A 12,593-nucleotide genomic window follows, 5' to 3' on the forward strand; every position below is an offset into this window, starting at 1 on the left:
GAACGACTTCCAGCTTCCAGGAGATACGACCACCATGCGCAAGAACCACCTCGGGCCCATAGCCGCCGTCACCGGTTCGCTCGCCCTCTCCGCCTCCCTCTCCGCCTGCGGCGGCTCCTCGGCCGCCTCCGACGAGAAGGTCGTCACCGTCTACAGCGCCGACGGCCTCAAGGGCGAGAACGGCGACGGCTGGTACGACAAGGTCTTCGAGGACTTCGAGAAGAAGACCGGCATCAAGGTCAAGTACGTGGAGGGCGGCTCCGGCGAGATGGTGCAGCGCACCGTCCGCGAGAGGACCAACACCCAGGCCGACGTACTGGTCACCCTCCCGCCGTTCATCCAGCAGGCCGATTCCAAGGGCCTCCTCCAGGCGTACGCACCGGCCGGTTCCGACCAGGTGGCCGGCACCGACAAGGCGGCCGACGCCAAGTGGACCTCGGTCGTCAACAACTACTTCGGCTTCGTCCACAACACGAAGGAGCTGAAGACCCCGCCCGCCACCTGGGAGGAGCTGCTCGACGGCAAGTACAAGGACAGGATCCAGTACTCCACCCCCGGGGTGGCCGGTGACGGCACGGCCGTACTCATCAAGGCCATGCACGACTTCGGCGGCGAGAAGCCGGCGATGGCGTACCTCAAGAAGCTCCAGTCCAACAACGTCGGCCCGTCCGCCTCCACCGGCAAGCTCGCGCCCAAGGTCGACAAGGGTGAACTCCTCGCCGCCAACGGGGACGTCCAGATGAACCACGCCCAGTCCAAGGACATGCCGAACCTCGGCATCTGGTTCCCCGCGAAGGCCGGCGGCAAGCCCACCACCTTTGCCCTGCCGTACGCGGCCGGCCTGGTCACCAAGGCACCGCACAGCGCCAACGGCAAGAAGCTGCTCGACTTCATGCTCGCCGAGCGGGCCCAGAAGGACGTCAGCGCGATCGGCGGCGGCTTCCCGGCCCGCAAGGACATCGAGGCGACCGACACCAACGCCGTCGCACTGACGGAACTGATGGACGGGGTCGAGGTCTTCCAGCCGGACTGGCCGGACATCGCGGCCCACCTCGACTCGTACGTGGACGCCTGGAAGTCGGCCACCGGAAGCTGACCGTTGCCGGACGACCCACCGCAGGGGTCTGGACCTCCGGCAGATCATCGCGAAAAGATAACGGGTCTGGACCCATCGTCAACTTCTCTTCTCTCCATGAGGAGTTGCACTGATTCCAACGCACCGGCTGCGCACCCCCACCACTCCCACGGAGGACCCCGTGACCTCAGCCATGTCCCGCCGCACCCTCCTCATGAGCGCGGCAGCACTCGCCGCCGCGGCACCGCTCGCCGCCACCACGGCCGCCCGCGCCGCCGCCCGTACGCCCAAGGTCCTGGTCATCGGCCTGGACGGCGCCCTGCTCAACAGGATCAAGGACGCGGACGCACCCCAACTCGACGCGTTGATGGCCGCCGGACTCACCTCCGTCAGCCCGCTCTACGCCGATCCGATGGCCCCGACCCTGTCCGGCCCCGGCTGGTCCACGATCATCACGGGCGTCTGGCCCGACAAGCACCACGTCAGGAACAACGAGTTCACCGGCAACGACTTCGCGCGGTACCCCGACTTCCTGACCCGGATCGAGACGGCGAAGCCCTCGCTCTCCACGTACGCCGTGGCCTCCTGGAGCCCGGTCACGGACACGATCTTCTCGGCGAAGGTCGACAGCCGGGTCTCCACCCCGGAGGCCGAGTACGACACGGGCACCACGAGCAGGGCCGCCGCCGAACTGGCCGAAGGCAACCGCGACGCGGTCTTCGTCCACCTCGACAACGTCGACCACGCGGGCCACAGCTACGGCGCCGCGAGCAGCCAGTACCTGGACGCGATCCACGGTGTCGACACCCAGGTGGGCCGACTGGTGTCGGCGGTACGGGGCCGGGCCACGTACGGCTCCGAGGACTGGCTCATCATGATCACCGCCGACCACGGGCACACCGACGCCGGCGGCCACGGCGGCGCCAGTGCGGCCGAGCGGCAGACCTTCCTCATCGCGAGCGGCGGCGGCATCACCCCGGGCTCGACCCGCCACGACATCAAGATGCCGGACGTCGCGGTCTCCGCCCTCGCCCACCTGGGCATAGCCGTCGACCCGGCCTGGGACCTCGACGGCCGTCCGCTCCAGCAGCCCGCCCCCGACGACTTCGACGCGCTGCGCCCGCAGCTGCGGGCCCGGGTGGACGAGACCGGTACCGGCGCGGCGGTCCTCGGCTTCACCCACACCCCGCCCGCCGGGTGGAGCGTCGACAACAGCGCGATGGGCACCGGTGGCGTCACCGAGTGGCGCGGCTGGAGCTTCACCACCGACGAGTTCTGGACCTCCGCCGAGCGCGGCCAGTGGCGCGAGAACAACGTCCGGGCCCGGAACGTCTTCGCGGTCGCCGACGGCGACGAATGGGCCGACAAGACCTTCACCGGCACCTTCGAATCGACCCTGATCAGCCCCGCCCGCCCCGTCACCGGCGGCCGGACCGCCACCCTCGCCTACACCACCCACTACCGCCAGGAGGCCCCGCAGAAGGGCGAGGTCCTCGTGTCCTACGACGGCGGCGCACCCGTGACGGTGAAGACGTACACCGCGGACACCGTCTCGAAGGCCGAATCGCTCGCCCTGCGAGTCCCGGCCGGTGCCACCACCGCACAGGTCCGATTCCGGTACACGGGTGGCAACAACTGGTTCTGGGCGGTCGACGGTGTGAGGATCACGTCCGGCTGAACACCCGGTCGGACGGGCAGCCTAAAATCGGGGATGTCGGCGCTGCACAACGCGGTGCCGCCGGCGTCCCCGCACCCGGCGTACGGCAAATCAGGAGTTCCGCATGGCAGAGCGCAAGCCGATCTCGTCCTGGCTCACCGACATGGACGGAGTCCTCATCCACGAGGGGACACCGATCCCCGGCGCCGATGCCTTCATCAAGCGGCTGCGGGAATCGGGGCTGCCCTTCCTGGTCCTCACGAACAACTCGATCTACACCGCGCGCGACCTGCACGCCCGGCTCAGCCGGATGGGTCTCGACGTGCCCGTCGAGAACATCTGGACCTCCGCGCTCGCCACCGCCCAGTTCCTGGACGACCAGCGGCCCGGCGGCACGGCGTATGTCATCGGCGAGGCCGGGCTGACCACCGCGCTGCACGACATCGGATACGTCCTCACCGACCACGAGCCCGACTACGTGGTGCTCGGGGAGACCCGTACGTACTCGTTCGAGGCGCTCACCAAGGCGATCCGGCTGATCAACGGCGGCGCCCGCTTCATCTGCACCAACCCGGACGAGACCGGCCCGTCCGCCGAGGGCCCGCTGCCCGCGACCGGGTCCGTCGCCGCGCTCATCACCAAGGCCACCGGCAAGGCCCCGTACTTCGCGGGCAAGCCGAATCCGCTGATGATGCGCACCGGGCTCAACGCGATCGGTGCCCACTCCGAGTCCAGCGCCATGATCGGTGACCGGATGGACACCGATGTGCTGGCCGGTCTGGAGGCGGGCATGCAGACGTTCCTGGTGCTCACCGGGCTCACCTCGGTGCCGGACATCGACAGGTACCCGTTCCGGCCGTCCACCGTCGTCGACTCCATCGCCGACCTCGTGGACCTCGTCGACCTGGGCGGAGACGGCCACTAGCACCGCCGGAGGCGGCGGGAGCGGCCCTCGGGCGCCGCTCCCGCCGCACTCCACCGGCCCAACGCCGCGGCCCCTGCGGATGCGGAAAGCCGTCGCACGCGTGAACCTTCCATAAGGAGGTTCACGATGCGTTCAATACCCCTCACGTTCTGTGCCGCCGCGGTGGCCGCGGCGACCCTGATGCCCGCTTCCGTCGCACTGGCCAATTCGGATTCCGACCACGGGCAGGACTCGCGGTCCCGGGCCACGCTCTCGGTCTCCCCGTCGTCCGTCGCCCCGGGCGGTGAGGTCGACCTGGAGGTCGACGGATGCAGGGGCAAGGAGGCCAAGGGGAACTCCGATGCCTTCGTCTCCGAGGCGCGCTTCTCGCCCGGTGACGGCAAGAAGCTCTTCGCCGAGGCCCGGATCCGTTCCGACGCCGAGCCCGGCGACTACGACGTCCAGGTCGTCTGCAAGGACGACAAGCGCACCAAGGTGTCCGCCGTCGTCACCGTCGTCCACCGCAGCCGGCCCATGCCCGTCGCCCCGGTCCGTGCGGGCGGTGGCGGCACCGCCGTGCTCGCCGACCAGGCCGCCCAGCAGGAGGGCCCCGGCACCGCGCACGCGGTGATCGGCCTCGCCCTGGCCGCCGTCGCCGCCGTCGCGGTCGCCTTCCGCAGCGTGCGCCGCCGCCGCCCGGCCATCGACTGACATGTCCTCCTCGGATCACTCGGCGGGGCACGGCAGGCTGCTCACCGGAGTGGCCTGGGCCGTACTCCTGCTGGGGCTGTGGCTCTGGGGCCGCGGCATCACCGACGGCTCCGGCATCGGCTCGGCCCCGACCACCGGGGACGTCGCCGCGGTCGGGCGTCCCCTCGGCGTACCGCTGCCCCCGGCGCACGACCCGATCAAGGGTGTGGCGCCGCGACGCGTCGACATCCCGTCGATCGGCATCCGGGCGCCCGTCGTCTCCCGGGGCCTGGACGAGGACGGGGCGATCGTGCCGCCGTCCTTCGACACGCCCCAGACGGTCGGCTGGTACGGCAGTGGCACCGAGCCCGGTGCCAAGGGGCCGGCGCTGTTCGTCGGCCATGTCGACACCGAGACCAAGCCGGCCGTCTTCTACGGGCTCAGCGCGGCCCGCCCCGGCGCCAAGGTCGAAGTGACCCGGACCGACGGCACGGTCGCCGAGTTCACCATCGACGACGTCCAGGTCTTCACCCGCGCGCGCTTCGACGCCCAGAAGGCGTACGGCCCCCGCAAGGACGGCCGCGCGGAACTCCGGCTGATCACCTGCGGCGGTACGTACGACCGTGCCTCGCACTCGTACACCGCGAACGTGGTCGTCTCGGCCTATCTGACCGGCGAGAAGCCGGCCGAGGAGGCGGGCAAGGCCGGTAAGGCCGACGGGGCGGGCGAGGCCGGTGAGGTGGCCAAGGCGGCCGGGCCGGCGAACGGGAGGGCGGGCGTCGCGAGCGGCGTCTGATCCGCACTACACGGCCCGGCCGGCCGCCCGGTGTTCCGGGCGCCGGCCGGGCCGGTCCTCGACCGCGGGGCGCGGGCCGCGGGAGTGGCCCGGCGCGGACACGGGAGGTCGGTGGCGTCCGGTCCGCCGCACGCACACTGTAGGACGCCGAACTCACCCCGAACAGTTCATTCCTGACGGTAAGTCGATAACCGGTCACCCTCCGCACCCGGTCGGGCCGGGCGGAGCGTGGTGTACCCGCCGTAACGGGTCGTCGACGAAGTCGTGAGGGCCCGGGCCGTTCCAGGAGCCTGTGCCAGGATGGGCGGCGATGCGACGGTGCACCGCGGTCGCACCCGAGGGGGAGTGGATGTACGGCAGCCACAACGGCCGGTTCGGTATGCGGGGAGCGGGTGTGGCCGCCATCGGCGCGGTGCTGCTCCTCGCCGGATGTTCCTCTTCCGGTGACGGTAACGGCGACGGTGACAAGGGATCGGCCGGCGCCGGGAAGAACCCCGCGGCCATCGGACAGCAGCCCAAGGCCTCCGACCCGTACTGGGTCAACCCGGACGGGAACGCCGCCCGGCAGGTCGCCCGCTACACCGAGGGCGGTGACACCGGGAACGCCGCGCTGGTCCGCCGGATCGCGCGGCAGCCCGTCGGCGAATGGATCGGCCCGGACAGCCCGGAGGCCGAGGCGAAGGGCTTCACCGAGGCCGCCGACAAGGCGGACCGGGAGGCGCTGCTGGTCCTCTACAACATCCCGCACCGCGACTGCGGACAGTTCTCCAAGGGCGGCGCCGCCGACGGCGACGCGTACCGCGCCTGGGTGGAGAGCGTCGCCAAGGGCATCGGCGACCGCGGCGCCACGGTGATCCTGGAGCCGGACGCGGTGCTGCACCTGGTCGACGGATGCACACCGCAGGAGTTCCACGAGGAGCGCTACGACCTGCTCAAGGGTGCGGTGGAGCGGCTGAAGAAGCTGCCGGGCACCAAGGTCTACCTGGACGCCGGCAACGCCGGCTGGCACACCCCCGACGCGCTCTTCCAGCCCCTGGAGCAGGCGGGCATCGGTGCGGCCGACGGGTTCGCGGTGAACGTCTCCAACTTCCAGACCACCGCGGTCAGCAAGGACTTCGGCAAGCGGCTGTCGGCGAAGGTGGGCAACAAGCCCTTCGTCATCGACACCAGCCGCAACGGCAACGGCCCCTACACCGGCGGCGACCCCGCGGAGACCTGGTGCAACCCGCCGGGACGCGCCCTCGGCGAGACGCCCACGTCGTCCACGGGTGACGACCTGGTCGACGCGTACCTCTGGATCAAGCGCCCGGGGGAGTCCGACGGCGACTGCCGGGGCGGCCCGAAGGCGGGCGACTGGTGGCCCGATTACGCCCTGGGGCTGGCCCGCGGCACCGGATAGGACGTGGCCCGTCCGGTGCCGCGGCCGGGCAGGCGCTACGGCACCTCCACCCACGTCCCCTCGGACGGCGTGCCCTTGTCGTCGGTGACGAAGAGCATGTACCAGCCCGAGGGCACCAGGGCCTGGTTCTTCGGTACCGTCACCGAGATCCCGCCGTCGGTCTTCTTCAGGTCCAGCGCCACCGACCGCTGGTCGGTGTCCGTCACATGGGTGACCGCGCTCGGCCGCATCAGCTTCGCCGACTTGATCGTCGAGGCCTGGTCGGTGGTGAAGACCGCCGTGCCGCCGCGCTCGATCTTCTTCGGTCCGGCGGTCAGCTCGGGCCGCGCGTCGCGGTACAGGTACGGCGGGGTGTAGATCTCGATGCGCTGCTCGAAGACGCCGGGCCGGGTGTTGGCCTTGTCGGAGTAGAGCGAGTCGGAGCCGAAGATCATGACCCGGCCGTCCGGGAGGAGCACGGACCCCGAGTGGTAGTTGCGGCCCACCTCCGGGTCGGCGACCCGCTTGTAGGTGTCCGACGCGGCGTCGTACAGCCGGGCCTGCAGCACGTTGGACCCGCCGCGGCCCCGGTAGTCGTCGGAGCCGCCGGTGACCAGCAGGGAGTCGTCGGGGAGCAGGGACGCGCTCGGGTAGCGGGTGCCCTCGTCGAGGGAGGCGCCGTCCTCGAACTTCGGGTCGGCGTCCTGGAGATCGACCAGCCGGGACTTCTCGCTGGACTTGTCGGACTCGCCGACACCGCCGCCGCCGATCACCATGAACTTCTCGTCCTGGGCCGGGGGGAGCCGTACGGTCGCCGAGGTCTCCATCCTGTCCGGGTCGCTCAGCCCGGGGATCTTGGTGAACCTGTTCGTCGCCAGGTCCCAGACGCCGGGGTCGCGGCCGACGTCGGCGGGGCCGTAGCCCGCGTTCGAGCCCGAGTAGAAGAGCTTGCCGTCGTTGAGGAGGAAGACCGCCGGGTAGGTGGGGAACTTCCGGACGATGCCGGTGTACTTCCACTTCTTGGTCTTCGGGTCGTAGACCTCGTCCTTGCCGGGCACGATCTGCCCGATCTCGTCCAGACCGGAGAGCGCGAGGACCTTGCCGTCCTTCAGCGTGGTCAGCGTCGGGTACCAGCGGGCCTCGTTCATCGGGTCGACGGTGATGTACTTCTCCGCCACCGGATCGAACTCGAAGGCCTCCCGGATGCCCTGGAAGTCCTTCTTGTCCAGGGCGAGCTTCTGGGCGATCCCGTACACGTTGCGGGTGTCGGAGCCGGACAGGCCCGCTATCCGGTAGTTGTCCTCGGCGCCCGTCTCGTACTTCGTCCCGGACTTCTGCGCCTCGACGTAGATCCGGCCGAGCCCGGGATCGTTGCGCAGGAACGCGCCGGTGTTCTTGTCGAAGACCTTCCTGGCCTTCTCCACCAGCACGGGGTCCTTGGTGACGAAGGTCTTGCCGTTGCCCTTGCCGGTGAATCTGGTGCCCGCCGGAAGCGTGATCGGCTTGTCCGGGTCCTCGTTGTGGACGATCATCAGGCCGCCGGCCTTGGTGACGTCACCCTTCAGCTTCTCGTACTGCTTCGTGCCGCCGGCTATGAGCAGCTTGCCGTCGGGCAGCTGGGTGTGACCGGCGCAGAACATGTCCTTGGGCGTCGGTATGTTCTTGAACCCGTTGGTCTTCGGGTCCCACAGCACCGACCGGAAGCTCTTCGCGTCGAAGTTCTTCTGGTTGTTGCCCGAGCCCGCGACGAGCAGCACCTTGCCGGTGTGCAGCAGTGCCGCGTGGATCGTGTTGATCTTGAACTCGGACGGGATGTCCAGGAAGTCCCAGTGGCCGTTGGCCGCCTTGTAGCCGGCCTGGTTGATCTTGTAATCGTGGTAGCGCTCGGTGCTGAAGCGGTACAGCCACGGCCCGTTCGCTCCCGCGAGCGCGAGAACCACCGCCGTACTGATCGCCATGCGGCGGGTACGGCGGCTCGGACGGTACTTCATCGTTTACGTCCCCCAAGGGCGATCTGCATGGTCTGTTCGTTGCCGCCCCAGTGGGGCTGCTGCTCCTGCTGGGCCGGGGCGGTCGGGCCGCTCGGTGGCGGCGGGCCCGCGCGTCGCTTCTTCTTCTCCGCGCGCACGGTGTACTGCCAGCCGAAGACCGGTGCCGCGGTGATCAGCAGTGCGAGCGCGGCCCAGGTGAGCATCGCCGGGTGGCTGTGGCCCAGGACGAACGACGCCACGATCGAGCCGCCGAAGACCAGGATGAAGAAGAGGTGGATGCGGAAGGTCCCGAAGAGGGTGTCCGGGCTGGAGGAGTCGCCCTTGGGCGTGACCACGAACGAGCTCTTGCGGCGCAGCACGGCGTCCATCAGCGAGCGGGCGTAGACCGGTGCGGAGAGCGCGGACATCACCATGCCGGCCAGGCCGCCGGAGCCCTCGGGTTCGTGCGGCGAGACGTTGTGCCGGCGGTTCCAGACGTACAGGCCGATCTGGAGCGCGGAGGCGTTGCCGTACAGCATCATCCAGACCGTCGGGTCGATCTGCACACCCGAGGCGCCCATGCCCAGGAACAGCGCGCAACTCAGCGCGGCGAGGATCCAGTTCATGGCGGACATCGGGTAGAAGATGATCATCATGGTGTAGTTGAAGAGCTTGCCCACGGGCAGTGAGAAGAAGCCCTTCCAGTACTGCTTGAGGATCGTCTCGTACGTTCCGCGCGACCAGCGCAGCTGCTGGGTGAAGAAGTCGGTCCACGCGGTCGGTCCCTCGCCCACGGCCAGGACGTCCGGGGTGTACACGGAGCGCCACTTGCGGCCGGTGTGCGGATTGCGGGCCCGGTGCATCTCGAAGCCGGTCGCCATGTCCTCGGTGATCGAGTCGTACAGACCGCCGATCTGCTTGAGGGCCGAGATCCTTACCGCGTTGCTGGTGCCGACGAACATGGGGGCGCCGTAGCGGTTGCCCGCGCGCTGGATCAGCGCGTGGAAGAGGAACTGCTGCGATTCGGCGGCCTTGGTGACGAAGGTGTCGTAGTTGCCGTACACCTGTGGGCCGATGACGAAGCCGACGTCCGGGTCGCGGAAGTAGCCGAGCATCCGCTCCAGGTAGTTGGGCATGGGGACGTGGTCGGTGTCGACCGAGGCGAAGAAGTCGTAGGCGTCACCGTGCGCGTCGAGCCAGGCGTTGTAGTTGCCGTGCTTGGTCTTCGCGCGGTGCGGGCCCTTGGCCTGGTTCCAGTGCGCCACGCCCTTGCGGGAGAAGTGGTGCACGTTCAGCCGTCGGCAGACCTCCTTGACCGCGGGGTCGTCGCCCTCGTCGAGGAGCCAGACGTGCATCAGTCCGCGGTGGCGGATGCGGACGGCGGCCTCCAGGGTCTTCGTCACCATCTCCAGGGGCTCCTTGCCCGGGACGAAGGAGGTGAGGAAGGCGACCCTGGTGCCGTTCTCCGGTACGACGGGGACGGGGTCGCGGGCGACCAGCGTGGCGTGCGCGTTGGAGAGGACGTTCATGGTGCGGAAGAGCTCGATCAGTCCGATCGAGACCAGCATCACGATGTCGAGGATCAGCAGCGTGTCGTTCTTGAGGTTCGGATCGCGCTGTGTCCAGTGCTCGGGCTGCATCAGCCAGGCGAACAGGCCGAGCGAGACGAGCGGGGCGGCGCCCAGCAGGAGCGCCGCGCGTATCCGGTGCGGCTCCTGGGAGAGTAGTGAGCGGTACTGGACGGTGTACGGCTTGGCCGGATCGGGCTGGGTCAGTGGCCCGGCGAGCCGGCTGTAGTGCTCGTAGTCGTAGCGTGGCAGCGCCTTCTGCGGACGCCGGCGACGGCCCCCGGTCCGGAGCTGCGGGGGTATCCGAAGCTGTGTGGTCCGGGAAGGGTCGTTGTTCTGCCGGGCGCCCGGCGGCGTCGACGTCATGGGTCATCCCCCTGCACGCAGTCGGGCTGCGCGGTCGGTCGGTCCTTTCGCCCGCCGCGTGCCCCCCTGGAACGCGACCGACGGCTCAGTGGCAGGTCACCCTTCCTGAGACATGGAATGGCGCCCTTCCGGTTGCATGATGCCTGCTCGGCGTTTGCTCCTGCACGAGGCCCCCACCCCGCATCCGACACAACCGGAATATCCCCCTCTAATACCCTCAACTACTCAAGTCCGCAGCGTGGTTGGCGCCGAAGACCCCCAGACAGGTTGGCCGACACCGGCCGCGACCGCAAGGGTGAAACGGACTAATAACCGGTCATACGCACGATTTGAGAGGCTCTTGCGACGGGGGTCACGGAGGCGTATGAGGGGGTATGGGGGTGTGGGTGAAGCCCCCTCGCGCCGCCCTGTGGGCGACTGATGGCTGCCCGTCGGATGTGAGTCGGCTGTGCGCCAGCAAAGAGTCCGCTGTGTGATGCCCGCCGTGCGGGGTGCCGGGAAACGGTCAAGGCCCCCTCACGCACGGTGAGGGGGCCTTGACTTTGCGTGCGCCGCCAGGGACTCGAACCCCGGACCCGCTGATTAAGAGTCAGCTGCTCTAACCAACTGAGCTAGCGGCGCCTGCTGACCTGGACAACTCTACCCGATCCACGACCGTGCTCCCGACCATTTCCCTGCCGCAGCGGCCTGTCGAATAGTAATCTTTGCCTTCTATCCGTCAAAATGCGATATGTCAGGACAGTTGAGACACTGACGCCCGTGCAGATGCGCCCAAAGATCTTGACGACTGCGGAGGGAATCGCATGACTGTGCCGGCCTTCGAGGAGTACGTACCCGCCATCGACTGCACCTGCGCGGGGTGCGCCGTACAACGGCGGACCGCCGCCCTGCCCATGCGGCACGGAGGACATCCCGCCGCGCACGGTGCGCGGCGCGCCCTGGTGCTGGCCACCGCCGCCGGGGTGGTGCTGAGCGCCGGTCTGGCGGAGGCGGTGACCGCTGCGGCCGACCCCGCGCCGCTCACCGATCCGGCCCCGCCGGCCGGCGTGGTGACGGCGGACCTGGTCACGCCCGCCGCCCCGGGGGACGCGGCCGATCCGGCCGCTCCCGGTCCGGAGAGCCCACAGGGCGGCCGGGGCCCGTTGCAGGGCGCGGGCGCCTCCGGCCCACCGGCCTCGCAGGCGAGTACGCCCACACTGCGCAAGACCACCCGGGCCGACATCATCAACCGCGCGAAGAAGTGGATCACCGCGCAGGTCCCGTACAGCATGAGCAAGTACTGGTCGGACGGGTACCGCCAGGACTGCTCCGGCTATGTGTCGATGGCCTGGGGCCTGGCGGGCAACGAGTGGACCGGCAGCCTCGCCTCGTACGGGACACGGATCGCCCGGGAGGGCCTCCAGCCCGGCGACATCCTGCTCTTCCACAACCCGGCCGACCCCACGAAGGGCTCGCACGTCACGATCTTCGGCGGCTGGACCGACTACACGCACACCCACTACACGGCGTACGAGCAGACCACGCCGCACACCCGCAAGCAGACGACGCCCATGGCGTACTGGACCAACTCGGGCAGTTACGTCCCCTACCGCTACAACGGGCTGACCACCGGAGCCAGTGGCAGCGGCAGCGACTCGACGACGGGTTTCCCCGGGGCCGGGAAGTTCGGCCCGGGTGCGAACAACGACTACGTCACCCAACTCGGCAAGCTGCTCGTCGAGCGGGGCGGCAAGCGCTTCTACAAGGTCGGCCCCGGACCCGTCTGGACCAGCGCCGACCAGCAGGCGACCGCGGCGTTCCAGAAGGCCCAGGGCTGGAAGGGCTCGGAGGCCGACGGCATCCCGGGCCCCGACACCTGGCGCCTGCTGACCACCGCGACGGGCCACGACATCCCGGCGGCCGGCGGAACCGGCCAGGGCGGCTCGACCGGGGTGCCCGCATTCCCCGGACGGAGCTATTTCCGGCCGGGTCAGTCCAACAGCCATGTCGACAGGCTCGGAAAACAGTTGGTGAAGAAGGGTTACGGCAAGCACTACCTGGCCGGCCCCGGACCCCGGTGGACCGAGGCGGACCGGCGCAATGTCGAGGCCTTCCAGAAGGCCCAGGGCTGGCGGGGCACGGAGGCCGACGGCTATCCGGGCCCGGAGACCTGGCGGCGACTCTTCGCGTGATTCGCGTGACACGACGCA

General features: G+C 69.5%; 9 protein-coding genes and 1 tRNA gene. 7 read left to right on the forward strand and 3 right to left on the reverse strand.

The features are described from left to right. The first annotated feature begins 34 nt into the window (after positions 1-34). The 6 genes from ACFVJX_RS18385 to ACFVJX_RS18410 all read left to right on the forward strand — a co-directional run bounded on the left by ACFVJX_RS18385 (position 35) and on the right by ACFVJX_RS18410 (position 6,521). Entirely contained in the window at positions 35-1,096 is a 1,062-nt protein-coding gene (locus ACFVJX_RS18385; protein WP_384127608.1) for a 2-aminoethylphosphonate ABC transporter substrate-binding protein, read from the forward strand. Positions 1,097-1,268: 172 nt separating this feature from the next. After that, positions 1,269-2,753: an alkaline phosphatase family protein gene (locus tag ACFVJX_RS18390; protein WP_384127696.1), complete on the forward strand. Its 1,485-nt coding sequence runs from the start codon at positions 1,269-1,271 to the stop codon at positions 2,751-2,753. 103 nt (positions 2,754-2,856) lie between these two features. Further along, positions 2,857-3,657, forward strand: a complete 801-nt coding sequence (locus ACFVJX_RS18395; RefSeq protein WP_384127609.1) for an HAD-IIA family hydrolase — start codon at positions 2,857-2,859, stop codon at positions 3,655-3,657. A gap of 126 nt (positions 3,658-3,783) precedes the next feature. Continuing rightward, positions 3,784-4,347, forward strand: coding sequence for a hypothetical protein (locus ACFVJX_RS18400; RefSeq protein ID WP_384127610.1), 564 nt, complete (start codon positions 3,784-3,786; stop codon positions 4,345-4,347). A gap of 1 nt (position 4,348) precedes the next feature. Further along, on the forward strand, positions 4,349-5,122 hold the full coding sequence (locus ACFVJX_RS18405; RefSeq protein WP_384127613.1) for a class F sortase: 774 nt from the start codon (positions 4,349-4,351) through the stop codon (positions 5,120-5,122). 349 nt (positions 5,123-5,471) lie between these two features. Then, a complete protein-coding gene (locus ACFVJX_RS18410; RefSeq protein WP_384127698.1) occupies positions 5,472-6,521 on the forward strand; it encodes a glycoside hydrolase family 6 protein in 1,050 nt (349 codons plus the stop codon). Between the two features lie 35 nt (positions 6,522-6,556). Here the strand turns inward: ACFVJX_RS18410 and ACFVJX_RS18415 are convergent, their stop codons facing one another. The 3 genes from ACFVJX_RS18415 to ACFVJX_RS18425 all read right to left on the reverse strand — a co-directional run bounded on the left by ACFVJX_RS18415 (position 6,557) and on the right by ACFVJX_RS18425 (position 11,025). Further along, a complete protein-coding gene (locus ACFVJX_RS18415; RefSeq protein WP_384127615.1) occupies positions 6,557-8,491 on the reverse strand; it encodes a galactose oxidase-like domain-containing protein in 1,935 nt (644 codons plus the stop codon). Continuing rightward, on the reverse strand, positions 8,488-10,404 hold the full coding sequence (locus tag ACFVJX_RS18420) for a glycosyltransferase (protein WP_384127616.1): 1,917 nt from the start codon (positions 10,402-10,404) through the stop codon (positions 8,488-8,490). Before ACFVJX_RS18420 ends, ACFVJX_RS18415 begins: the two co-directional genes overlap by 4 nt. A 547-nt stretch (positions 10,405-10,951) precedes the next feature. Further along, positions 10,952-11,025 (reverse strand) — tRNA-Lys (locus ACFVJX_RS18425). Positions 11,026-11,207: 182 nt separating this feature from the next. Here ACFVJX_RS18425 and ACFVJX_RS18430 point away from each other — a divergent pair. Next, positions 11,208-12,575 carry a peptidoglycan-binding protein gene (locus ACFVJX_RS18430; protein WP_384127618.1) on the forward strand — a complete coding sequence of 456 codons (1,368 nt, stop codon included), beginning with the start codon at positions 11,208-11,210 and terminating at the stop codon, positions 12,573-12,575. Positions 12,576-12,593 lie beyond the last annotated feature (18 nt).

Origin of the sequence: Streptomyces sp. NPDC127177 (genome assembly GCF_042672475.1) — a bacterium.
Taxonomy (GTDB): Bacteria; Actinomycetota; Actinomycetes; order Streptomycetales; family Streptomycetaceae; genus Streptomyces.

Coding starts and splice junctions, on each gene's coding strand:
- ACFVJX_RS18395 (WP_384127609.1), top strand. CDS start 2,857: ATGGCAGAGCGCAAGCCGATCTCGTCCTGGCTCACCGACATGGACGGA.
- ACFVJX_RS18385 (WP_384127608.1), top strand. CDS start 35: ATGCGCAAGAACCACCTCGGGCCCATAGCCGCCGTCACCGGTTCGCTC.
- ACFVJX_RS18405 (WP_384127613.1), top strand. CDS start 4,349: ATGTCCTCCTCGGATCACTCGGCGGGGCACGGCAGGCTGCTCACCGGA.
- ACFVJX_RS18430 (WP_384127618.1), top strand. CDS start 11,208: ATGACTGTGCCGGCCTTCGAGGAGTACGTACCCGCCATCGACTGCACC.
- ACFVJX_RS18390 (WP_384127696.1), top strand. CDS start 1,269: ATGTCCCGCCGCACCCTCCTCATGAGCGCGGCAGCACTCGCCGCCGCG.
- ACFVJX_RS18400 (WP_384127610.1), top strand. CDS start 3,784: ATGCGTTCAATACCCCTCACGTTCTGTGCCGCCGCGGTGGCCGCGGCG.
- ACFVJX_RS18415 (WP_384127615.1), bottom strand. CDS start 8,491: ATGAAGTACCGTCCGAGCCGCCGTACCCGCCGCATGGCGATCAGTACG.
- ACFVJX_RS18420 (WP_384127616.1), bottom strand. CDS start 10,404: ATGACGTCGACGCCGCCGGGCGCCCGGCAGAACAACGACCCTTCCCGG.
- ACFVJX_RS18410 (WP_384127698.1), top strand. CDS start 5,472: ATGTACGGCAGCCACAACGGCCGGTTCGGTATGCGGGGAGCGGGTGTG.